Genomic DNA, 25,231 nt, shown 5'->3' on the forward strand with positions numbered 1-25,231 from the left:
CAGGTTCCTGTTAGGAACGATTTGTCCTTGCATACTACCATTCATCCAAGTCAGTAGTATGCAAGAGGTTATAAGAAATAAACCAGTCCCCCCCTTCTCATTTAAATTTTAAATACGAATTGTTGATTGCTCATATAAACAGTTTTATGAAGAATGCTCCACAATTTCCAATTGTGATATTCCTTCCACGTTTGAATTGTTTGTAACCATTTTTTATATACTTTTTTCGTATTCTTTTTACTTTCTTCCATGGAAGCAACAAGAATACGCAGTTTTGTTGTAATTTGGTTTTTTAATAATAATATAATCTTTTTTGGTACTTGTTCTTGCAATTCTAATCCACGTCTTGCAATCGTGAAGGCGGCTGCTTCATGAACGCTAATACCGAAATTTTTACTGTATTTTAATTTTCCAATCACACTTGTATAAGCGGGGTTTACTGTTTTAACAGAAAATCCGTTACGAAGACCCATACGAATTAAACTGTTCAACATCTTTTTATACGTAAATTGATGGAAATTACGATTACTGTATGTATCAGTATCATGAGATTGTTGAAACTTTAAATCTTCTAAAACAATTCCACCTACATTGTTTTCCAATAACCATGTTTTAATTTGTTGTGCGATTTGTCCAATTATCGTTGCGCGTTTGTTTGTTGAAAACGTATTCAGATTGTGTAGATAAAAAATTTTTGAACCTTTAAAATTACCTTGTTTTGTACATAAACTAACTGCAATGCGGTCCGGATTTACATCAATTCCTGCAATTACATCTGATTGTGGTGTTTCCTTGAAATCTAGTACACGACCTATTTCTGTTTCATCAAACGTAATATTTACATAAAATTCATTTTGTTTACGAATGATTTCTACACTATATTTTTGATGCTCTATAATCGGTTTTCCTTTTGGATTTACACCGATTCGCTTTCCCATAACGACATTTGTGATTTGATGATAAAAAGGATATGGAATGATAATCGGAACTTTGATTCGTGGGCTTTTTGTTTTTCCATTTGTTCGTCCTAATGGATTTGCAATTTCTAACCATCCTTGCCCACAATCATCAACTGTAATGCGCATGTTCAAATTCCCTTTTTTGCTTTTATCTCCGCGAGAATATAATTGTCGTGTCCGCAAATCTTTCCATTCTTGATTGGATATCTTGTTTTTCATTCTTTCATAGAATTTTTTCCGCCCACCAAAAATAATAGGAGGTAATGTTTTATTTTTAATATGTTTTGCATACGTTTCAATTTTTTGTTCTAATTTTTGTTTTCGTTTTCTTAAACCAATTAAACAAGTTTCTAATGAAACTTGTTTAGGTCTTTTTTTGCTGCGTTCATAATCATCTATTTTTTGTAACGTCTTTTCTAACTTTTTTTGATTGTTTTCTAGGTAAACAGGAAGAAGTTCTTTTTGAGAGAAAAGGATCGTTTGCGCTTGTAAAATCGCATCTTCACAAAAACGTTTATTTAACAAATATTTAGGTTGTAGTTTTTTTATCAATTCTTTCTCGTTTTCGCCCTCAATTAAACGATTAAAACTATATCGTTTTGCACTTTCGAACGTACGGATCAAAGTAATTAAATCTTCCGTTTGTTCTTTTGTAATAGAATTGATTTTACAAGTACGTGTTGTTTTCATCCTTTTCCCCCTTTTCATCACCTGAAAATATTATATGTTAAATTATGTAAAACACAAAACCTGTAATTGTAAATTTTTATAGTTTTTTATAGATTCTTATTTACTGTTATTACCTCCTCTCATTCTATATAACGAATGAGCGATATACTTTGTGACACTGCAGAATTCTTTAATAGATAAAATTAAATAATAGAATAAAGAAAAGCCAAATTTCTCTATTTTAACTGAGAAATTTGGCTTTTTAATATTAGAATTTTCCTGACTGTCCCCTTAAGAAAACCCCTCTTACGCCTTTTCGCTATGTATTATTTTCTCTATTGCTTCTTTTAACAAACTCTTTGTCTCTTCAAAGTTATGATTTTGCTGTTCTCCTGGCTGCACCGTATAAAACTCAGCAAACGAACGCTCTTTATATCTCGGTACAACGTGCATATGATAGTGCGTTAGTTCATTAAAGACTCCACCATTTTGACAAATCGTAACTCCGTCAGGTTTATATAATGACTTAATCGCTTTTGCAATAATTTTAGAAGCATCCATAATTGATTTTGCTACCACATCATCCAATTCGTCTACTTCTATAACATGTCGCTTCGGCACAATTAAAGTATGACCTGGATAGAAAGGTTCATGATCTAAAAAACATGTTACATAGTCATCTTCATATACTCTATATATTTTTTCCTCTTCATTTGCTAATTTACATCCTAAACATTCCATCATACTTTCCCCTCTCTCTAAAACAGAAAAACGTGAGAGCCGTATTCTCACGTTTTTCTGTTTTACTTTATTAGCTCAATTGTTTCCGTAACTTTTATACTATCCTTTACAGATTGAACAATTGTGCAATTTTTCACTGCCAGTTGCAGTGCCTTATCCAACTGCTCTTCTGTAATGTTTTGTGCTTTAATTTTATAGTGCAAATGAACACTTTCCACTGGTTTTGATAAAGCTTCACTTCTACCAATTTCCGTTTCAATTTTAAACGTATCGTATGGAATACGTTTCTTTTCTAAAATGGTTCGAAAGACAATTGCACTACATCCTGCGATAGAAGAAATGAGTAATTGTAATGGTGAATATCCGTTTTCTTTTCCAATCGCTAATTGACCATACGATAAGTCTGCCTCAATATCATCTTGTTTGATGGTTAGTTTCATTTGTTGTCTCCACCTTCATCGGTTTCTGCCGTTTCTTATTTATATAATAATATATGTAGCAGAAAATGATAAATGGAATACCACAATATAACGCCATTCTTTGTTCTGGAATAAACGCTAAACTAATAACGACGATACTATTTGTAATTAAAGCTAAAATAGGAACAATTGGATATAACGGTGTTCTATATTTTAAGTCCTCTAACTTTCCTCCGCCTTTTATATACTGACTTCTAAAGCGAAGTTGCGACAGGGCAATAATGATCCAACTTGAAACAGCTGATAAACCAGCTATAGATAATAAGTACATGTATACTGTATCTTCTGCAAGGAAGCTTGTTAATAAAGATAACGCAGCTACAGCAATTGTTACAACTAACGCTGTAATTGGAATACCACGTTTATTTACTTTTTGGAAAGACTTTGGTGCCATTCCTTCATTTGCAAGTGACCATAGTATACGAGTTGCCGCATATAACCCTGAATTCGCTACAGATAGTAACGCTGTAATAATAACGAAGTTCATAATATCAGCTGCATATGGAATACCGATTTTATCAAATACAACTACGAACGGACTTTCAATTACGCCAGCTTCTTTCCAAGAAATTAATCCTACTAAAATCGTCATTGTTAAAATGAAGAATAACATAATGCGCCATACTGTATTACGGATCGCGCGTGGAATTGTTTTTTCTGGATTTTCACTTTCTCCCGCTGCAATCCCGATTAACTCTGTTCCTTGAAACGAGAAGTTCACTGTAATCATTGTAAGTAATACGGCAGCTAGTCCATTCGGGAATAATCCGCCATCGCTTACAAAGTTAGAAAATAGAGGTGCTGCTTCTTTTCCGTCATATGATATAAACCCTAATAATGCACTACCACCAAGAACAACAAATGCAAGAATTGTAATTACTTTAATACTAGAAAACCAAAATTCTAATTCAGCATAACTTTTCGCCGAAATTGCGTTTGACGCATATAAAATAACACCGAATACGAGACACCATACCCAAACATCAACATTCGGAAACCATCTTTTCATCATTAAACCGATTGACGTTAATTCTAGTCCTACTGTTACTGCCCAACCAAGCCAATATAGCCAGCCGATCATAAAGCCCGTTCCTGGTCCAATAAACTTCGTCGCATACTTTTGGAAAGAACCTGAAACTGGCATCGCTACCGTTAACTCTCCAAGACAAAGCATTGTTAAATACATAATAAATCCGCCCACTAAATAGGAAAGGATGGCTCCCCCTGGTCCAGCCTGATTAATGGTGTAACCTGAACCTAAGAAAAAACCAGTCCCGATTACACCACCTAGTGCGATCATAAATAAATGTCTACTCTTCATCGTACGATGTAATTTCTCATTCGTTGGTTGCTGCATCTAAATCCTCCCCCTACAAATACCCCTATATCTTGTTAAAATTTTCTGATAATAAAAATATACACGAAAGCGATTACATTTTCTATATAAAATTAAAACTTTTCTGATAAAATAATATAAAAAATCGAATTATTGCAAGATTTAGATTCTATTTAGAGGAAAATAAGGAGAAACAAGGAAAAACCCTTACATATATTGTAAGAGTCAACGGAGTTCTAACCTTCTCGATAAAATTGATAAACTATAGTTTACAATAAAGTACATACAAGCTACTACTATAAACGTTGGAATCATATAATTTACATTTTGTCCGCTAATAATTTGAGCATTATGCATAAGCTCTGGTAATGATATAGCAACTGCGAGCGACGTATCTTTCAGTAATGAAATAAACTGACTAACAAGCGGCGGGACCATTCTTCTTAATGCTTGTGGCAAAATAATATGCCACAGCGCTTGAACATACGTTAATCCGGAAGACCTCGCTGCTTCGATTTGCCCTTTTTCGATAGATAATAGACCACTTCGAACAATTTCAGATATCATTGCTGCTTCAAATATTGTTAAAGCAACAATTACAGCTGTTATAATTTCTAATTTCAAGCCTGCTTCTGGAAGTGCAAAATATGTGAAAAATATAATTAAAAGTAGTGGTAAGTTTCGAATGACTTCAACGATAATTCCTAATATTTGTGAGACGATAGGGATTTTCATGTAGCGCAATATCCCTATTACACTACCAATAATAAAACTAAGTACAATTGCTATGAGTGCTACCTCTAGCGTTATAAGTAATCCTTTTAATAAAAATAGAATATGATCACCTGTTATTGCTCCCTTAAAATCCATTTACACCGCCTCCTTTGCTAAGCGTTTTTCTAAATAACGCACTAGCATACTGAGCGGAATTGTTAATATTAAATAAAACATCCCGACAAATATATACACATCGAACGTAACAAATGTCTTCGTTGAAATTAAGTCTCCTTGATACATTAAATCAGCTCCAGCGATAATTCCGAGTATGGAAGAGTTTTTTACTAAATTTAAAAATTGATTTCCTAGAGGAGGGATTACGATTTTCATCGCTTGAGGTAAAACGACATGGTACATTGCTTGCGTATACGTCAATCCTGAAGAACGTGCTGCTTCCATCTGACCTTTCGCGACTGATAAAATACCAGCGCGAATGACTTCCGCAATAAACGCTGCAGTATATACGGTAAGGGTAACCGTTCCTGCTACAAAACCATTTAAAGTAATTCCTACTACAGGTAAAGCGAAATAGAATATAAATGCAATTAATACGAGTGGAATATTTCTTACAAATTCTACAAAAGTTGCTCCCAACCAATTTAAAATGCGAATCGGTGCAATACGCATTACCGCTAATATTATGCCTAAAATAAAACTGCCTATTAATGCGATGACACTAGACATCACTGTATATTTAAATCCTTCTAAATACATATCAATGTTATTCGTTAATATAGAAAAATCAGGCACATATTCTCCCCTCTTTCTTTACAAGAAGAGGATGAGTACTCTCATCCTCTCACTTTTACTATTTATCACTTTACTTCTCTGGTTTTTGCCCAATCCATTTCTCATATAATTTGTCATACTCTCCGCTTGCTTTCATGTCTTTAATTAAGCTATTGATCTCTTTCGTTAAATCATCTGCACCTTTTTGAACTGCAATTCCGTACGGCTCATCCGTGAAAATTTTCCCTACAACTTCATAATTCGAATCTTGTTTTGCCATGCCGTAAAGAATTGCATTATCTGTCGTTAACACATCACCTTTCCCTGCTTTTAACGCCGTAAATGCCTCACTGTAATTTTCAAATTCTAATACAGTCGCTTCCGGTGATTTTTGGCGAATGTTATTTGTAGACGTTGAACCTTTGACAGCTAACACTTTCACGCCCTTTTTCACATCATCAATACTCTTAATATCGCTCCCTTTTTTCACAAGTAACGATTGTCCTGCTTTAAAATATACATCTGAAAAATCCACTTCTTTTTTACGTTCTTCTGTAATTGTCATCGTTGCGATAATTGCATCAATATCGCCGTTTTTCAATAGTGGAATACGTGTTTTTGACGTTACTTCCTTCAGCTCCAATTTCTTTTCATCACCAAGAATTTTTTTCGCAAGCGCCTTTGCAACATCAACATCGAATCCTTCTACTTGCCCTGTTGAAGGGTTTTTCAATCCAAATAAGTTCGTATCATTCTTCACCCCAACTATTAATTTCCCGCGCTTCTTAATTTGCTCAACAGCCCCGCCTTGCTTCGTATTCGTTTCTTTTGCCTCATCTTTTTTACTTCCGCACCCAGTAACGACAAGTACGAATAAACATGAAAATACAATTAAGGTAAACAACTTTTTCATTTTAAGCATAAAATTCCTCCTTTAATGATTTAACACTCGACTTAAAAATAAACGTGCTCTTTCTTGTTCAGGGCTCGCAAAAAATTGTGCCGGTGTTGTATCCTCAATGATCTTGCCATCATCCATAAATAAAATCCGATCAGCTACCTCCCGTGCAAATCCCATTTCATGCGTGACAACGACCATCGTCATCCCTTCTTTAGCTAGCGTTTTCATAACATCAAGTACTTCCCCGATCATCTCTGGATCAAGAGCAGACGTAGGCTCATCGAATAGCATAATTTCCGGCTGCATCGCAAGTCCTCTAGCAATTGCCACCCGTTGTTGTTGTCCACCAGATAATTGATGTGGATATACACTGGCCTTCTCAGGGATTCCTACTTTCTCTAAATAAAACATCGCCGTTTTCTCAGCTTCCTCTTTTGAAATTTTATTTACTTTAATAGGTGCTAGTGTAATATTTTGAAGAACAGTTTTATGTGGATATAAATAAAAATGTTGAAAGACCATTCCAATATTTCGGCGTAATTCATTCATATCTGTTTTCGCATTGTGTACCTCTGTATTTTGTACAATTAACTCTCCATCTGTAATTGACTCTAGCTGATTTATACACCGAAGCAACGTGCTTTTTCCTGATCCTGAAGGCCCAACAACTACTACTACTTCACCTTTTTTCACTTGCACATTAATATCTTTTAAAACTTGAAAGTTGCCATAATATTTATTTACGTTACGAAACTCTATCAACATACTCCCCCCTTCCCCTAACAAAGCATGTACATTCTTTTTATATTCAAAAATAGGCAAAAAAATAACTTACAGCCTCATTTTGTCCATAAAAAAAGCAAAGGGATTTTCCCTTTGCTTTTTCATTTCTATTTTATTAAGATACTTCTTCTTTCTTATCTTTTCTGTATTCATGCTCCCAGAAATCAGCATTTTTAATGCCTAATGGCCCTGGATCGAATACTGGATCTTTTCCTTCTTTTTTCTGCTTTTCATAATCCTTTAATGCGACTAATGCAGGTTTTTGTAACAGTAAAATCGCAATGATATTTACCCACGCCATAATTCCTACACCGATATCACCTAAAGCCCAAGCTGTTGCTGCTGTTTTTATACAACCGTAGAATACAGCTCCTAAAAATACAAATTTTAATACCATAGACATCCAAGGACGGTCTTTATCACGATTTAAGTACGCGATATTCGTTTCTGCAATGTAGTAATACGCCATAATTGTTGTAAATGCAAAGAATAGTAACGAGATTGCAACGAAACCGTTTCCAAATCCAGGGAAAACTGATTCTACTGCTGCCTGTGTATATCCCGGTCCTGGCTGTGCACCATTTAATTTATTTACGATAAAGTTTTTTCCGCTTGCATCAAATACGTTATACATGCCTGTAATAATCATCATAAATGCTGTTGCTGAACAAACAAATAATGTATCAATGTAAACGGAAAATGCTTGCACTAAGCCTTGCTTAGCTGGATGTGATACTTCAGCTGCTGCCGCTGCATGTGGCCCAGTTCCTTGCCCTGCTTCATTAGAATAAATACCACGTTTTACTCCCCAAGAAATTGCTAAACCGATAATACCACCAAATGCTGCTTCTAATGCAAATGCACTTCTTATAATTAACATAAATGCTTCTGGCAATTTTTCAATATTCATAGCAACAATAACGCAAGCTACTAAAATATACCCAACAGCCATAAACGGTACGACAACTTGTGCAACGTTAACAATTCGCTTTACTCCACCGAAGATGATAAGAGCTAATACAACAACTAATAAAGCCCCTGATAATGTAGTGTTAATTCCAAAAGCTGTCTCTAAACTTACAGCAATACTATTTGCTTGCACACCTGGTAATAAAAGCCCAGTTGCAAGAATTGTCGCTGCAACGAATACTAAAGCATACCATTTAACTCCTAGACCTTTTTCGATGTAATAAGCAGGTCCACCACGAAACTGCCCTTGATGTTTCGTCTTATATATTTGCGCGAGTGTTGATTCTACATAAGCTGATCCTGCTCCTAAAAAAGCTACTGCCCACATCCAAAATACAGCCCCTGGTCCACCGAAGGCAACCGCTGTAGCTACCCCAGCGATATTCCCTGTCCCAACGCGCCCTGATAATGAAAGTGCTAACGCTTGGAATGAAGAAACACCAGCCTCTGATTTTTCTCCTTGAAATGTCAGCTTCACCATTTCTCCTACGTGCCTTACTTGTAAAAACCTCGTTCGAATAGAAAAATATAAACCTGCTCCTAAACATAAATAAACAAGTGCTGGACTCCAAACAATATTATTTAACCAATTTACGAAAGCTTCCAATATTCCCCCTCCTTTTTATCAAGAATATTCAGAATATATAAAAATTATAAGTGTATACCGAATCTATGACAATATTATTTTAATAAAACAAACATATTTTTGTATAAAAAAACAAAGTATATATTTGTTTTATATACTTTGTTTTGAACAGAATGTATTATATATTCACAATTGCTTCTTTTTTTATAATTCTTTCGTATAGCTCTTCTGATAACTTTCGGAAATTATCTGGCATATCTTTCCCTTTAAACTTCTTTTGGATCGTGCCATATAAACCTATATCGCGTAAACGTAAAAATAACGGTAACGATTCATACCAACTATCTGCGAGACAATGTTCATATTCATATCCTTTTCTTAATACCTGTAACTGTTTACGAGCGAATGTAGTCTTCTCCTCCGCTGTCCAAGGTGTAAAAAGGACGGAGTAATAAAGAACCATTGCCAAATCATGAATAAAGTAATTATAGGTTGCATCATCAAAATCAAAGATTGTTAGTTCTTTTCCATCATAATGAAAATTACCTGGATGAATATCACCGTGCATAAGGCCGAACGTTTCTTTTTCAATGGGAAGAGCCTTTATCTCATCCATTAATACAATAGCAATCTTTTTCACTTGATCATCTTCTAATTCATTAACAATCCCACTCTCATCTTCTTCCCATGTATCACGATGATTCGTTTTAGGATAGTTCATTGTTAAACGATGCAGTTGACCAATCGCTTTTCCCCATGCTTCAAAATAAATATCGCCCCAATAGGGTGATTCTTCACCTTTTACTTGCTCACCTTTTGCATATGTAAATAAAGAAGCAAAAAAGAAAGTCCCATCCTCTGCTATGATTTCTTCTACGAGATTTTGAGACGTTGAATAAAGAGGTCCTGCTACCTTTGCCCCATTCTCCGCAACATATCGTAAAAAATCTAGTTCAGCCTCTACCTCTTGTTTAGAGCGATGAGAAGAATGTGTTAAACGTAATACGTAATCTTCATCATTATCACCCTTCGCCTTAAAAATATAATTCTCAAAATCTCCAAGCGGCTTTTCGTCCACTGTTACATGAAACAAATTCACTGCTCTTTTTACAATCTCTTTCGTAAAAACACGTTCTACAGCTATTTCCATATGTATCCCTCCTATATATCTTCTTAATTCGACACAAATGTTAAAAGTACTGCTATGAAATTGAATAATGCGTGGGCAATCATAGCCGATAAAATAGAATTTGTTTTCTCATATAACCCAAGCATAAAATTCTCACAAAAAGCAAAAATTAACAGAAGTAACTTTATTCTAAAAGAGGTGGAATTTATGACAGAGCAAAAAGAACAGCAAGAGAGTAAAAACCAAAAGCATATGTTTCCATCACTTCCGGAAAATATGAATTACATTGAAAATAAGCTCTGCCACTCAGATGATATAAAAAAATTAGATGTCCCTTTTCAAAACGGAAAAGGAACGATCATATATATTGAATCTTTAGCAGATCCAAATTTAATTCATCAATTAGCTCTTGAGCCATTATTAACGCGGTCGGATTTATCTTTAGATAAAGCTTTTTCTACGTTAAATATGAAAAAAGAAACGAATTTAAATTATGGAGTACAGGTTTTATTACAAGGTAAAACCTTATATTTTCATGAACATGTCAATAGTTTTTGTATTTTCGAAACAGCTTTATCTTTAAAGAGAGATATAGCAGAGCCTGATAATGAAGGAATTGTGCGCGGTCCACATACTGGTTTTGTAGAGGATCTAGCAACAAATTTAACCTCTATTCGTAAACTCATTAAGAGTCCAAATTTAGTTGTTAAGTATTTTACAATCGGTGAAGAGATGCACACGAAAGTGGCAATTGCTTATATGCAAAATATAGCCAATGACGATCTAGTTGCAGAAGTGAAAAGAAGGTTAGAAAAAATTAAGACAGATGCACTTATGCCTCCAGGATACATACAAGAATTTATAGAGGATACGTCCTTCTCGCCATTTCCGCAGCAATTAAATACAGAGCGTCCAGATAGGACCGCTGCTAATTTAATGGAAGGACGGGTTGCCATTTTATCTGACGGAGATCCAACAGCGCTCATCGTACCTGTTACGTTATTCGCTTTTTATCAATCACCAGATGATTATAATAACCGCTGGATTGTCGGTTCTTTCGTCCGAATGATTCGCTTAGTAAGTTTTTTAATTGCCTTTCTCTTGCCAGCTTTATATATTGCAACTGTCGCTTTTCATCCGGATGTGTTGCCGCTTGAACTTGTATATACAATTAAAGCTTCATTAGAGAAAGTACCGCTTCCTCCTATTTTTGAAGCTCTCTTAATGGAATTAATCTTTGAATTATTACGAGAAGCTGGTATTCGCTTGCCGAGCCGAGTGGGACAAACAATCGGTATTGTAGGTGGTTTAGTAATTGGTGATGCAATTGTAAAAGCTGGCCTTGTTTCTTACACAATGATTATCGTTGTAGCTTTAACTGCAATTTCATCTTTTCTCGTTCCATCAAATGATATGAGCTCAGCAGTTCGAATTCTCCGTTTTCCATTAATGATTCTTGCTGCTATATTCGGATATTTAGGAATATCATTTGGCCTCATTATAACTTTCGTTCATTTATGTCAGCTACATTCATTTCATACACCATATCTTTCTCCTGTTGCCCCGATGCGGATAAAAGATATGAAAGATTCTTTCGTAAGACTACCAATTTGGTCATTTTGGGAAAGACCACATGATCCAAAGCCGAAAAAAATGCAACGCCAACATGTAACGAGAGAGGATGAGGACGGTGACAAACACGCAAAGTAAAATCTCGCTAGTTCAATTTACCTTTTTCGTTATTCAATGCCAAATCGGAGTGGGCATACTTTCTCTACCGAACCGTCTTCACCTAATAGCAAAAGGTGGTGGATGGATTTCTGCTCTTATCGCTGGTCTTGCAATTCAACTTATTATTTTACTGATGTGGCTTTTCTTAAAAAGATTTCCTGATGCAAATATGTATGAAAGTGTTTGTATGCTATTTGGTAATAAGTTTGGAAAACTATTAGGTTTTGCTTATGTTTTTTATTTTATCCTTATTGGTATGACGGTTATGTTAAATGCTTGTAATGTCATTAAAGTATGGGTTTTACAAGCGACTCCGTGGTCTGCAATTCTCATATTATGCACAGTAGCTTGTTGTTATGTCGCTTATAATACATTTAAAGTCATCGTACGATTTTATGTTATGGCCTCTATTCTCATTATTCCAATGGCCCTGTTAATTGCCCTAGGGTTTTCCCGAGCTGATTTTTCTTATATTTTCCCACTTACAGAGGCTGGGTGGTGGAATATTATTCAAGCATCGAAAGAAACAATTACAGCCATGTATGGGTTTGAAATTATTCTTATTGCCTTTCCAAAAGTAAACGGGAGTTCTGTGGCAAAACTGAAGGCCATTTCTATCGCTAATGGATTTGTAACACTTTTTTATACTTTTACCGTTTGGATTTGCTTTATCGTATTTAGTCCAAAACAAGTTGAGCTTATTCCAGAGCCAGTTGCTTACTTATTACGCTCCTTGCATATTGGAATTATAGACCGAACGGACCTAATCTTCATACCAATTTGGATGATAACTGTTGCTGCCTCTATTGCTAGTTATTATTGTGCTGCTTCTATCGGCATCGGACACATATTCAACCTTGCTAATCATAAAAAAGCTGTTCCAATCGTTGGTATTATTGCTTTTAGCGTAGCCTTATTTATAGATACACCTGAAGAATTAAAAGTAATTTCTACTTTCACTGATAAGTTCACCTATATTTTCATCGTTGTCCTCCCTCTTTTATTTCTACTTTATTCAGTAATAAGAAAGAAGAAAGGAGAACAATATGTTCCAAAAAAGAGTTAAATTACTTTTTATATTATGTACGAGTTCCCTCCTTTCTGGCTGTTGGGATCAAGAACCATTAAGGGAGGCAAGGTTAGCTTATAGTATTGGATCTGATATTACGGAAGAGAATAAACTTCAACAAACAATCGAGCTCGTAAAAAGTTCAAACGGAGAACAATCTTCATTCGAGAATGAAATACATTCAGCAACCGGGCATAACATAAGGGATACGAGCGATGCACTGAAAAAAAATGTAACCGGGAACATTCGTTATTTCAAATATGGTGTTCAATTACTAGGAACCAAAATTCTAAAAAAAGGGGTACTACCTTATTTAGATGTCAGCTTTCGGGACCCAACAAACCCAACTGCCTTAGTAAAGCTTATTGCAGTAGATGGTGAAACGTCCGAGGTACTCGAAAAAAAGAAAGTAGGAAATTTATTAATTGGAGATTTTTTAAAGAAAAAAGTGAAAAGCTTAGAAGATATGAGTGTATTTCCAAAAGAAACTTTAGAAACAGCTGCTACAAAAATGTTAGATCCCGGTAAAGACTTTACCCTCCCTTCTATAAAAATAAAAGGAAAAGAAGTAGTTACAAACGGGTTAGCTTTATTTAACAATGATAAATTAACTGGGCATTTACCTTTGAAACAATCTGTTTTATTCGTGTTATTAACCGGAAAAATGGGAACAAGTGCCCGTATAACCCAAAAACTTACTAGCGATGAATCCGAAAAGACATCTGATTATTTAACAATGGAAATTAGCAATCGAAAGTTAAAACGAGACTTGAAAATAACAACAGATAAAAAAGGAAATGTTTATGCTCACATTAAGCTTCAATTAAAAGTTATAGCACTTGAAGCTCCGAGAGATAATCTTTACAAAATGGATGAAAGAAAAAAACTAAATAAAGAACTGTCTAAACAGCTTACGAAAGAAGCTAAAAAAATAACGAAAAATTTACAAAAGGCAAATTGTGATGCTTTCGGAATCGGAAGACATCTTATCGCTTATCATCCTGACTTATGGAAGAAAAAAAATTGGAATAAAGATTATGCAAAAGTAAAGTTTAAACCAGAAGTAGACGTAAATATTTTGTATAGTGGTGTCTTAAAGTAAAAAGGTTGTATGCCACGCAGGCATACAACCTTTTTATTTCGTATATCGATATACAATTGATTCATATGGTCTTAAGTTAAGTTTTGCAATATCCTTGCTGCAATCCTTATAATTCGAAAGTAGTACTTCTTGTTTCATTCCATTTAATCGAACGTGCGCTGGTACTGAATACGTTATTTCTTCTCCATAGAAGTTATTAATAACAAGCAGCACTTCACTCTCTGTAATGCGAGTATATGCCCAAATGTTAGGATGGTTTTCATCTAAAATAGCATATTCTCCTTCTGTAATTACATCATACGTTTTTCTAAGTTGGATTAGTTTTTTATAATGATAAAATACAGACTCTTTATCTTCTAGTGCCTTCTCTACATTTATTTCTTTAAAGTTTTCAGCCACTGAAATCCAAGGTGTACTTGTTGTAAAGCCACTGTTTATCTCTTCATTCCACTGCATCGGCGTACGGGAGTTGTCACGAGATTTTTGTTTTAAAATCCCGATAATCTCTTCTTTTGATAGTCCTTCTTCTCGCTTGATATCGTATATATTTAACGATTCCACATCGCGATATTGCTCAATGGATTCGAATTTAGGATTTGTCATACCGATTTCTTCGCCTTGATAAATGTAAGGTGTCCCCTGCAACATATGCATAGCTGTCGCTAACATTTTTGCAGATTCATTTCTATACTTTCCATCATTACCGAAGCGTGATACAATACGAGGTTGGTCATGATTACACCAGAACAATGCATTCCATCCCCCGCCCTTTTGCATTTCAATTTGCCAATTAGACATAATCTCTTTTAATTTAATGAAATCAAAATTCGCTTTCGTCCACTTATCACCATTCGGATAATCTACTTTTAAATGATGGAAACTAAACGTCATACTTAATTCATTACGCTCAGGGTTTGAATATTTAATACAATTATCAATTGTCGTAGATGACATTTCTCCAACTGTAATTACCTCTTTCCCTTCAAAAACATTTCGGTTCATTTCTTGTAAATATTCATGAACACGCGGGCCATCTGTATAATATTTACGTCCATCGCTTGTTGCCGTACTTCCATCATCATTTAAGAATTGTTGATCTTTTGAAATTAAATTAATAACATCTAATCGGAATCCAGTTACCCCTTTATCAAGCCAAAAGCGCATCATTTCATACACTTCTTCACGAAGTTTTTCATTTTCCCAATTTAAATCAGCTTGCGTCTCATCAAATAGATGTAAAAAATATTGCTCTGTCTTCTCATCATATTTCCAAGCAGACCCGCCAAACTTAGATTGCCAATTGTTCTTTTCATCACGCCAAATATAGTAATTACGATATGGACTATTTTTATCTTCCTTCGCTTCCTTAAACCACTTATGCTCCGTCGAACTATGATTTACAACGATATCGAGCATAATTTCAATGTTACGTGCCTTTGCTTCTTCTAAAAGCTCTTCAAACTCTTCCATTGTCCCGTAAGATGGATCAATGCTGTAGTAATCACTTACATCGTATCCATTATCATTTTGTGGTGATTGGTATATCGGTGTTAACCAAATATAATCTACTCCGAGTTCTTTTAAATAATCTAGTTTCTCTGTAACCCCTTTTATGTCACCGGTTTCTTTATTGTAATAGCTATTAAAGCTCTTCGGATAAATTTGATAAACTACACTTTTATGCCAATCCTTCATGTTTAACTTCCTCCTACTTCTGTTTTACTCGTTTTGCAAATAACCACGTTAACGTGAATGGGATGACAACTGCGATAACCATTCCGACAATAAACATCGGAATCGATTTCGGAATGATAGAAATAAATGCTGGTAATCCGCCAATTCCGATAGCAGGTGCTAATACACCATTTAATGTAATGAATATCGCCGCCACAGCAGATCCTATAATCGCTGCATAGAACGGGAATTTATTTCGTAAGTTTACACCAAACATAGCTGGTTCTGTAATACCGAAATATGCTGAGATTGCTGATGTAGATGCCATGCTTTTATCATTTTGATTTTTAGAAATCCAGAACATCGCAAGTGCCGCACTACCTTGCGCAATGTTAGAAAGGGCAATCATTGGCCAAATGAATGTACCACCGTGCTGCGCAATTAATTGTAAATCGATAGCAATAAACATATGATGCATACCTGTAATGACAAGCGGTGCATATAATGCTCCAAACAATACTGCTCCAACTACTGGTACTGTTTCATATACACCTACTAATCCTACTGTTAATAAATCTCCAATATGACGTGTAACCGGACCGATAATTCCTAATGCTAATACACCTGTCACAACGATTGTTGTAATTGGTACAACTAATAATTGAATTGCATTTGGTACATGTTTCTTTAAAAAGATTTCTACTTTACTTAATACAAATGCTGCTACTAAGACCGGCAAGATTTGACCTTGATACCCTACTTTTTCAATTTGAAATAATCCTAAAATATCGAAGTACTCAATCTTTTGTCCATCTAAACCAGTTGCTGCTTTTCCGTAATCCCACGCGTTTAATAATGCTGGATGCACAAGCATTAATCCCATAACAATCCCTAATATCGGACTACCACCAAAGCGTTTTGTTGCTGACCAACCGACAAGTGCTGGTAAGAATACGAATGCTGTATTGGCCATCATATTAATTAAATCCCAAAGCCCGCCTAAGTTTGGATACACATCTAATAAATTTTTACCTTCAAAAAATAAGTCCTTCGCCCCTAATAGGTTGTTAATTCCCATTAGTAAACCAGCTGTTACGATTGCTGGTAATATCGGCATAAATACATCTGAAAATACTTTTACAAACTTTTGAGCTGGATTTAACTTTTGGTTTCCAGAATCTTTTACATCAGCTACTGTCGCTTCCTTCATACCTGCAAGCGTTATCAATTCAGCATATACTCGATCAACATCTCCTGGACCGATTACAATTTGAAATACCCCAGCGTTATGGAACGCTCCCTTCACTAATGAAACAGATTGTAATTTATCGTTATCTATTTTACTTTCATCTTTTAAAGCGATACGGAGTCTCGTTACACAGTGTGCAGCTTGTTCAATATTGTCTTTCCCACCAATATACTGCAACACTTCCTCTGCTGTTTTACGATAGTCTTTCCCCATATTCCCGTCCCTCTTTTCTTTTTTTGATACCGTTTACAATTACATATTAACTCGTATATATAAGTTAGTCAACACTCGTATATACGAGTTTGCGATTTTTTTATAAAAAAAGAGATGAAACGTTATTACGTTCCATCTCCTTATTTTCTCCGCGCCACATCTGAAAAATGAAAAATATCTAAGCGGTGGCGGGATTCTGTATATTCGAACTGACTTCCATCATAAAAATGCGTAAAGTTTTTCACGACAACAACATAGTCTGTTCCATTTAAATCTAAATACTTTCTATCGTCCTCTGTACATGGCTGTACTTCAATTACTCTCTGCGAATAACTAATATGAAGACCTAGTTCTTTCTCAATGTATTTATAAATGGACTGCGCTGCAATTTCACTCGTTAATCCAGGAATATATTCCGATACAAAATGATTAATATCCAAAATTACTTTTTCTCCATCAATATTCCGTACGCGTTTAATATGATCTATTTCTGTTTTCTCTTTCACATTTAATAGCTTTGCAACCTCTTTTGTCGCTTTTACTTTCTCCATTTCCACGACTTCTGTAATACAATGGCGTCCTAAACGTTCATTTTCTTCTTGGAAACTTACAATGCCACCAAAGTTGAATTCAATGTTTTTTCGCTTTAAAACAAAAACACCTTTTCCATGTATCTTTTGAACATATCCACGCTCTTGTAATAAATCCACTGCTTTTCTTACAGTACCTCGACTTGCCTCATACTGTTTCATTAATTCAGTTTCTGATGGGATTTTGCATCCCTCTTTTAATTGTTTATTATCAATAGACTTACTGATTTCTGTATAAATTTGTTCATACTTGCTCATCATCTACAATAGCCCCTTGTCACCTTCTAATTCTATATGTATTATACCATGCTACACTCTTCTGCCAATCTCTCACTTATTTTCCAGTATAGGAAAAATAAAGGTAAATATTTAATCTCTAAAACGTATTTTTATAAAAATTTTTATATTTTTCTTTTCATTCAAAAAAACATGTAGTATACTAACTTCAAAATCAGAGGAGAAAGGGAGCAAAGAACTATGCTTACTTATACAACAATTGTAGTTACATTTGCACAAAAACATCATCATCATACGTAACCCTTGAAACCTAGCGGAAAAATTACGCGTAGGTACAAGGGTTATTCCCGTTGTACCTACGTTAGGCGAAGAGCCATGTAGGTATTTTTTATCTACATGGCTCTTTTTTATTGCCAAAAAGCTAGTAAAAAATGATGTTTAAGCAAATCTTACTACAAAGGAGTTAACAAAAATGGAAACGAAAAAATGGGGATTATGGGTTTTAACAGCTTTTGTTATCGGGAATATGGTTGGCGGTGGCGTATTTATGCTCCCAGCAAATTTAGCACAAGTATCAGGTCCAATGGGTTCTACACTTGCATGGAGTATTACAGGACTTGGCGTATTTATGATTGCACTCGTATTTGGAAATTTAGCAATCCGAAAACCAGAATTAAAAGCGGGGCCACAAAGTTACGCTCAAGCGATGTTCCCTTCAAAAAAAGCGGGTAAAGTTGCAGGCTATAGTATGGCATGGGGATATTGGGCTGCGAACTGGGCTGCAACAGCATCTGTTATTATTTCCTTTACTGGATATTTATCAACATTCTTTCCAGTTTTACAAAGTAAGCAAATTCTCTTTTCAACGAACGGATTTTCACTAGAACTTGGAAAAGGATTAACGTTCCTCGTATGTAGCCTTATGTTATGGGGAATTCAATATATTCTTTCTCAAAATATTGATCGTGCTGGAAATATGAATCTTCTTGCTACTATTGCAAAAATTATTGGATTTACAATGTTTATTGTAATCACATTATTCATTTTCAACGCCTCTAATTTCGGAGACGGGCAAACATTTATGAATGAAGCAGGACAACCCATTTCTTTAGGTGGACAAATCAATTCAGCTGCTATTGCAACACTTTGGGCGTTCATCGGTATTGAATCGGCTGTCATGCTTTCTAATCGTGCAAAATCTCAGCGCGATGTAAAAAAAGCTACCATTTTTGGATTAATTATCGCTCTTCTTATTTACATGTCAATTACTCTACTTACAATGGGCGCTCTCCCGCAAGATGCTTTAAAAGAGTCTCAAAAACCATTAGTAGACGCATTAAATTTAGCAATTGGCAATAAAGGTGCCTATATCATGGCTCTACTTGCACTTGTATCTTTATTTGGATCTACAGTGGGCTGGATTGTTGTTAGTTCAGAAGTACCTTACCAGGCTGCAAAGAACGGACTTTTCCCTAAGCTTTTCGCGAAAACGAATAAAAAGGGTAGTCCTTCAAAATCATTATTGATTACAAATGTAATGACGCAGATTTTCTTGTTCTCAACGATTTCTGGTACCGTATCAGAAGCTTATAATTTCGCTATCGTTGTAGCAACATTAGCTTATTTAATTCCATACCTTGTTTCTACGCTGTACCAATTCAAATTAGTTATTACAGGAGAAACGTATGATATAATACCTGGCTCTCGAATAAAGGACGGCATCATTACTACATTAGCATTCATATATTCTATTTGGGTTATCAAAACGGGAACTGCTGATTTAAAAACGTTCTTCTTAGGAATCGGATTGTTCGTATTAGGTCTTATTCTCTATCCAATACTAATGAAAAACTCACAAAAAATGAATTAAAAAAGAGAAGCTACGCTTCTCTTTTTTATATGAAATCTGTAGTTAATTTTTCTTTTAACTCTCCTACAGATAAAGGTTTCGCATAATAAAATCCTTGCACATAATCACAACCCATAGATTGTAATAAACTTTCTTGCTCTACTGTCTCTACCCCTTCAGCAACTACTGCTAAATGTAAGCTATGGGCAATTTCAATAACAGATTTTACAATCGTTCGCTCTGGCTGTGCATGATCATAATGAAATTCACGAATAAAATTACGATCAATTTTTACTATATCCAGCGGTAGTTGTTTTAAATAATATAAGGAAGAATAACCCGTTCCGAAATCATCTAAAGCAATTAAAATACCCATATTTCTTAATTCTTGTAATGTAGCAATAATATAATCAAAATGACGAACAGCAATGCTTTCCGTTATTTCTAAAATTAAACGATTCGGTGGAAATCCAGTTCTCCTTAAAATGCTACGTACAGATAAAATAAAACGCTTTTGCATTAATTGTTGTATGGATAAATTCACAGATAACTTTAGTCCTTCTTCGTACTCTGGCAATGTTTTAAACAAGCGACATGACTTTTCTAATACCCAGTCTCCTAATTTTATAATAAGTCCAGATTCTTCAGCTACTGGGATAAATTCGCCTGGTGAAATAGGTCCTTCTTCTGTCGAACAACGCGCTAAAGCTTCAATACCAGTATATTTCTTCGTTTTCAAATCAATAATAGGCTGCAGTGCCACATCTAACTCTTCATCACGAATTGCCTTTTGCAAAGCAAATTCAATTTTCATTCTACGATTTATTTTCGCACGTAACTCATCTGTAAAGAAACATGCGGCATTTCTGCCTTGTTCTTTCGCACTGTACATAGCTAAATCCGAATTTTTCAATAGCGTTTCCACATCTTGTCCGTCTTGCGGATATGAGCAAAGTCCTAGACTAGCTGAAATGTATACTTCATGCCCTTCAAGCATGAATGGTGCCTGAAAACACGACAACACAGATGTCGCCAGCTGCCTCATTTCATCTTGCGTATGATTTTTTGTTAACAGCACAAATTCGTCGCCCCCCAGCCTAGCCAGAACATCTTTCTCTCCTAGCACATAATGCAACCGTGAAGCAACTTCGCTTAAAAGTAAATCCCCTATCATATGGCCTAACGTGTCATTTACAAATTTAAAACGATCCAAATCAAAATAAATCATACCAAATTCTTTTTTGCCTGCAATCATCTCGTTGACAGTCGTTATTAACTGTAGTCGGTTCGGCAAACTCGTTAAAGCATCATGATACGCAAGCTCCCTATAACGACTTTCGCTTAACCGTAACCTCTGTTCTGCTTCTTTCCTACTACTAATATCATTTCGGATCGCAATAAATTGATATGGCTCTCCTTTTTCATTTAAAAATGGAACAATTGTTGTTTTAACCCAATAATATGTACCATCTTTTGCTTGATTTCGAATCTCACCTCTCCATACTTTTCCGCTCAAAATACGCTTCCATAGCATTTGAAAAAATGTTTTCGGATGATGTCCTGAATTTAAAATACGATGATCTTTCCCTATTAACTCTTCCCGTGTATATTTGGATATTTCACAAAACTTATCATTTACATATGTAATAAGACCCTTTCGGTCTGTAATCGCAACAATTGAAGACTCATCTAACGCTAACTTTAAATCTCGCAATGAAGATTCATATAATGCATGACCTCTTTGTTCTAGCATGCGCATCTCTCCTTGCTTCCTATCTGACTAAAACATAACTTGTTTCTTTTTATAGAAATAGAGATATTTCATTTCCTAATAATCGTCCTTTACATAAATCACATTTTGAAATATGTCGATTAAAATAACATAATATTATTTGTAATAAAAAGCAATATAATACCGTTTCGATTATAAATAGTTGTTTCTTATCGCTATACTTAACTTACCTTATTATAACCTCTTCATTCTTTTACATACCTTTATAACTAGCTCTATACAATCCTAGTTTCCTACTAATTCTACTTACATCTAACCTTTTTACTTTACTAGCGAAATAGACATTTGAGCACACTATACAACTATTCCTAAATAAGAATATAAAAATTAAAATTAGTATATATGTTTTAAAATTACAATAACAAAATATTAACATATTTTCACCATTTTTTTGGAAATATTTCATAAATACTTTATTAAACTAAAAAAAGAGGAAAGCCTCTTTTTTTAGTTTAATATGGATAAGTTATTTGCTGATAACCCGGATATGGCGTTGGGTATGGCGCTGGATAAGTTACTGGATACGGTGCTGGATAGTAGCCTCCACCTGCTGCACCCGTTAACGCGCCAGCTGTAAGTCCCCCTAAAACACCTCCAGCAAAACTTCCAGGAAAAAATCCACCGCCCCATGAGCCGCCACCCCAGCCCCATCCACCTCCGTGATGGTGGTGATGATCATGGTGATTGTGTCCTCCATGGTGGTGATGCCCACCGTTATAATTGTGCCCTCCATGATGATGATTACGATAATACAATCCGTTATTTTCTATATAATTCATGTTTCCCCGCTCCTTTTCCATTTTCTCATCTTAATAGATATTGTATGAATAGTACGGACCTTGTTGGTAACCTATATAATAGGAAGAATCCATGTAATATGGTTATCCCCTTTCCTATATAAGGGGCAAGGATTTTCTCCCTCCTACACTGTTTATTAACCAGCAAATAGCGAGCTAATAACGTAACAATATACTATATGTAGGACAAATGCGGAAAGCATGGGGAAAATGTCTATATTTTGTAAAAAAAACAAAACACTTTATAATAAGAATGTCGGATTGTACATTCTTATATGAGAAGTCTATATTTAAGAAAGATTAGAGGAATTTTATAGCAATGAAGAAGCCTATCGTTCAATTATTATTGATATTTATAATTGTATCTATCGTACTCTTACTTTTAGATACGTCTATCCTCTCACTATATACCTTTTTCGGTGTATTATGGTCTCTTACAATCATAGGAATATCTTTCGTTATTTTTATCGAAAATAGATCTCCACAAAGCACCTTAGCATGGTTTTTAGTATTAGCACTTCTTCCCGTTGTAGGTGTACTTTTATACTCTATTTTCGGGCGTAGCCGTTGGAGAAGAAAAAAGCATCTCCATCGTTCAGAAGAACAAAGAAAATTATTCCGTGAAATATTAGAAGGAAGACGACTAGAGTTATCACTCAAAGTCCCATTAAATGAACGCTCTACCCATTTAACAGAAGTTGTACAAAAATTTGGAGGCGGGCCTGCCGCAGATAGAACAACTACAAAACTTTTAACAAACGGAGCTCAAACATTTTCAGCAATTTTGCAAGCTATCGAGCAAGCAAAACATCATATACATATTCAATACTATATTTATAAATCTGATGAGATTGGTACAAAAGTCCGGGATGCTTTAATAAACAAAGCAAAAGCTGGTGTTATTGTACGCTTCCTTTATGATGGATTAGGAAGTAATACGTTAAGAAGACGCTTTTTAAAACCTATGAAAGAAGCTGGGATTGAAATTGTTGAATTTGATCCTATTTTTTCAGCTTGGTTACTTGAAACCGTCAATTATCGTAACCACCGTAAAATCGTCATTGTAGATGGAGAAATCGGTTTTACTGGAGGACTTAACGTCGGTGATGAATATCTTGGCCGTTCAAAAAAGTTTCCCGTTTGGCGTGATAGTCATTTAAAAATCGAAGGAAAAGCGTTATATAAATTACAAGCAATTTTTCTAGAGGACTGGCTCTATGCATCTAGTGGTTTGAAAACCTATTCTTGGGATCAATTTATGAATAGACAATACTTCCCAGGTAAAGAAATTTCAAGTGCAAAAGGTGCCGTGCAAATTGTAGCGAGCGGGCCAAGCTCAGATGATAAGAGCATTCGTAATACGTTATTAGCTATTATGGGTTCTGCAAAAAAATCTATTTGGATTGCTACACCATATTTTATTCCAGATCAAGAAACTTTAACATTATTACGTTTAAGTGCAATATCTGGCATAGATGTACGCATTTTATATCCTGGTAAAAGTGATAGTATTATTAGTGATCAAGCATCCCAGTCCTACTTCACTCCACTTTTAAAAGCTGGTGCCTCCATTTATAGTTATAAAGATGGCTTTATGCATGCAAAACTTGTACTTGTTGATGATAAAATTGCAACAATCGGAACAGCAAATATGGATGTACGAAGCTTTGAATTGAATTATGAAATTATTAGCGTACTGTATGAATCAGAAACTGTTCATGATATTAAACGTGATTTTGAAGAAGACTTTAAGCATTCCACTGAAATTAAATGGAACGCTTTCCAAAAAAGAAGTATCAAAAAACGAATATTAGAGTCTTTTATGAGGCTCATTTCTCCTTTACTATAAGCAATCAATGTACAATTGATTGCTTTTTCTTTTATATTTGTCCCCTCCCCTTTTCTTTGCATACCATATTAAAACAAGTTATCATAAGATGTATTACTTTATGAAAATAATGTTAGGTGGGACATACATGTTAGAACAATTTCATATACATGCTGATTTAAAACAACAGCTCTCTACAATTCACGAAAAGAATAAGCAAGAAGCTGGTGAAAATGCACATTTAATCGGTACAAAAATATATAAAGCATCTGATAATAGCATTATAGAAGATGCCATTACAGCACTTCTTCTTGGTAAAAACATTCTATTAAAAGGACCGACTGGTAGTGGTAAAACAGTACTAGCTGAAACGCTTTCTTCTTTATTCCAAAAACCAATGCATAGCATTAACTGTTCTGTCGACCTAGATGTAGAAGGTATTTTAGGATACAACACACTACAAACGAAAGATGGCGCATCTGAAGTTGCATTCGTTAACGGTCCTCTTATGAAAGCAATGAAGAACGGTCATTTCCTATATATTGATGAAATCAATATGGCAAAACCTGAAACGTTACCACTTCTTCACGGTGCATTAGATTACCGTAAAATGATTACAAACCCGTTTACACAAGAAGTTGTATACGGTGATGACGAATATCGCGTAATCGCTGCAATTAATGAAGGTTACGTTGGTACAAGTGAACTAAACGAAGCGTTAAAAAACCGTTTCGTTATTATTGAAGTTCCTTACATTCAAGGTGATACATTAAAAGAATTATTATTAGCAGAATCAAAATTAAAAGATGTTGCAACAATTGAAAAGTTTGTTGCATTTGCAAGCGATCTTATGCCTTTAGCTCGTGATGGCCGCGTAAGTGAAGAAGCAGCAAGTATTCGTGGCATTATCGATGCATGTGATTTAGGTGTATATATTCCCGTTATGCGTGCAATTGAACGTAGTATTATCGCAAAATTAAACGATGAAACAGAACAAATGACTGTCCGTGAATTAGCAGAAAGTTATTTCTTTGAGGGATAA

Annotated in this window: 21 protein-coding genes and 1 pseudogene; 6 read left to right on the forward strand and 16 right to left on the reverse strand. The window is 35.0% G+C overall.

The features are described from left to right. Positions 1-101: 101 nt before the first annotated feature. The 11 genes and pseudogenes from MR070_RS18910 to MR070_RS18960 all read right to left on the reverse strand — a co-directional run. The gene (locus MR070_RS18910; RefSeq protein ID WP_242261796.1) at positions 102-1,649 is read right to left on the reverse strand and encodes an IS200/IS605 family accessory protein TnpB-related protein; all 1,548 of its coding nucleotides are present in this window, start codon (positions 1,647-1,649) and stop codon (positions 102-104) included. A 285-nt stretch (positions 1,650-1,934) separates the two neighbouring features. After that, positions 1,935-2,420, reverse strand: coding sequence for an HIT family protein (locus MR070_RS18915; protein ID WP_242261797.1), 486 nt, complete (start codon positions 2,418-2,420; stop codon positions 1,935-1,937). Positions 2,421-2,431: 11 nt separating this feature from the next. After that, positions 2,432-2,809, reverse strand: coding sequence for an OsmC family protein (locus MR070_RS18920; RefSeq protein WP_242261798.1), 378 nt, complete (start codon positions 2,807-2,809; stop codon positions 2,432-2,434). Beyond that, positions 2,784-4,205 (reverse strand): amino acid permease, encoded by a 1,422-nt coding sequence (locus MR070_RS18925; RefSeq protein WP_001187091.1) that lies wholly within the window; start codon positions 4,203-4,205, stop codon positions 2,784-2,786. The genes MR070_RS18920 and MR070_RS18925 overlap by 26 nt, the downstream gene beginning before the upstream one ends. A gap of 204 nt (positions 4,206-4,409) precedes the next feature. Continuing rightward, a complete protein-coding gene (locus MR070_RS18930) occupies positions 4,410-5,054 on the reverse strand; it encodes an amino acid ABC transporter permease (protein WP_242261799.1) in 645 nt (214 codons plus the stop codon). Further along, positions 5,055-5,711, reverse strand: a complete 657-nt coding sequence (locus tag MR070_RS18935; protein ID WP_001112662.1) for an amino acid ABC transporter permease — start codon at positions 5,709-5,711, stop codon at positions 5,055-5,057. A gap of 70 nt (positions 5,712-5,781) precedes the next feature. Next, complete coding sequence (glnH, locus tag MR070_RS18940; RefSeq protein WP_044791373.1) at positions 5,782-6,612, reverse strand: glutamine ABC transporter substrate-binding protein GlnH; 831 nt, start codon at positions 6,610-6,612, stop codon at positions 5,782-5,784. Positions 6,613-6,624: 12 nt separating this feature from the next. Beyond that, the gene (locus MR070_RS18945) at positions 6,625-7,353 is read right to left on the reverse strand and encodes an amino acid ABC transporter ATP-binding protein (protein WP_074564835.1); all 729 of its coding nucleotides are present in this window, start codon (positions 7,351-7,353) and stop codon (positions 6,625-6,627) included. Positions 7,354-7,489: 136 nt separating this feature from the next. Beyond that, on the reverse strand, positions 7,490-8,950 hold the full coding sequence (locus tag MR070_RS18950; RefSeq protein WP_242261800.1) for an alanine/glycine:cation symporter family protein: 1,461 nt from the start codon (positions 8,948-8,950) through the stop codon (positions 7,490-7,492). 157 nt (positions 8,951-9,107) lie between these two features. Next, complete coding sequence (locus MR070_RS18955) at positions 9,108-10,079, reverse strand: phosphotransferase enzyme family protein (protein WP_242261801.1); 972 nt, start codon at positions 10,077-10,079, stop codon at positions 9,108-9,110. Positions 10,080-10,102: 23 nt separating this feature from the next. Continuing rightward, positions 10,103-10,195, reverse strand: a pseudogene (locus MR070_RS18960) (CPBP family intramembrane glutamate endopeptidase); the annotation flags it as partial. A gap of 70 nt (positions 10,196-10,265) precedes the next feature. Between MR070_RS18960 and gerKA the strand changes: the two are divergent. The 3 genes from gerKA to gerKC are packed head-to-tail and all read left to right on the forward strand — an operon-like array spanning position 10,266 to position 13,960. Next, entirely contained in the window at positions 10,266-11,768 is a 1,503-nt protein-coding gene (gene gerKA / locus MR070_RS18965; protein ID WP_242261802.1) for a spore germination protein GerKA, read from the forward strand. Beyond that, a complete protein-coding gene (locus tag MR070_RS18970) occupies positions 11,749-12,855 on the forward strand; it encodes a GerAB/ArcD/ProY family transporter (RefSeq protein WP_242261803.1) in 1,107 nt (368 codons plus the stop codon). Before gerKA ends, MR070_RS18970 begins: the two co-directional genes overlap by 20 nt. Beyond that, complete coding sequence (gene gerKC / locus MR070_RS18975; protein WP_242261804.1) at positions 12,836-13,960, forward strand: spore germination protein GerKC; 1,125 nt, start codon at positions 12,836-12,838, stop codon at positions 13,958-13,960. Before MR070_RS18970 ends, gerKC begins: the two co-directional genes overlap by 20 nt. Before the next feature lie 33 nt (positions 13,961-13,993). On the opposite strand, the gene treC is transcribed toward gerKC, so the two are convergent. From treC to treR, 3 genes are all read right to left on the reverse strand, one after another. Then, the gene (treC, locus tag MR070_RS18980) at positions 13,994-15,655 is read right to left on the reverse strand and encodes an alpha,alpha-phosphotrehalase (RefSeq protein ID WP_000656117.1); all 1,662 of its coding nucleotides are present in this window, start codon (positions 15,653-15,655) and stop codon (positions 13,994-13,996) included. A 13-nt stretch (positions 15,656-15,668) separates the two neighbouring features. Beyond that, positions 15,669-17,096, reverse strand: coding sequence for a PTS system trehalose-specific EIIBC component (gene treP / locus MR070_RS18985; RefSeq protein WP_000513951.1), 1,428 nt, complete (start codon positions 17,094-17,096; stop codon positions 15,669-15,671). Between the two features lie 140 nt (positions 17,097-17,236). Then, on the reverse strand, positions 17,237-17,947 hold the full coding sequence (gene treR, locus MR070_RS18990; RefSeq protein WP_001976171.1) for a trehalose operon repressor: 711 nt from the start codon (positions 17,945-17,947) through the stop codon (positions 17,237-17,239). 448 nt (positions 17,948-18,395) lie between these two features. On the opposite strand from treR, the gene MR070_RS18995 reads away from it, so the two are divergent. Further along, on the forward strand, positions 18,396-19,793 hold the full coding sequence (locus MR070_RS18995; RefSeq protein ID WP_242261805.1) for an amino acid permease: 1,398 nt from the start codon (positions 18,396-18,398) through the stop codon (positions 19,791-19,793). A 25-nt stretch (positions 19,794-19,818) separates the two neighbouring features. Here MR070_RS18995 and MR070_RS19000 read toward each other — a convergent pair whose 3' ends face one another. Beyond that, on the reverse strand, positions 19,819-21,525 hold the full coding sequence (locus MR070_RS19000; protein WP_242261806.1) for a putative bifunctional diguanylate cyclase/phosphodiesterase: 1,707 nt from the start codon (positions 21,523-21,525) through the stop codon (positions 19,819-19,821). A gap of 491 nt (positions 21,526-22,016) precedes the next feature. Continuing rightward, complete coding sequence (locus MR070_RS19005) at positions 22,017-22,343, reverse strand: cobalt transporter (RefSeq protein WP_098668495.1); 327 nt, start codon at positions 22,341-22,343, stop codon at positions 22,017-22,019. A 337-nt stretch (positions 22,344-22,680) separates the two neighbouring features. On the opposite strand from MR070_RS19005, the gene MR070_RS19010 reads away from it, so the two are divergent. Both MR070_RS19010 and MR070_RS19015 read left to right on the forward strand, forming a co-directional pair. Continuing rightward, positions 22,681-24,210 carry a cardiolipin synthase gene (locus tag MR070_RS19010; RefSeq protein ID WP_242261807.1) on the forward strand — a complete coding sequence of 510 codons (1,530 nt, stop codon included), beginning with the start codon at positions 22,681-22,683 and terminating at the stop codon, positions 24,208-24,210. Positions 24,211-24,337: 127 nt separating this feature from the next. Next, positions 24,338-25,231, forward strand: coding sequence for an ATP-binding protein (locus tag MR070_RS19015; RefSeq protein WP_000892968.1), 894 nt, complete (start codon positions 24,338-24,340; stop codon positions 25,229-25,231).

Origin of the sequence: Bacillus cereus group sp. BfR-BA-01453, assembly GCF_022662915.1 — a bacterium.
Classification (GTDB): domain Bacteria; phylum Bacillota; class Bacilli; order Bacillales; family Bacillaceae_G; genus Bacillus_A; species Bacillus_A paranthracis.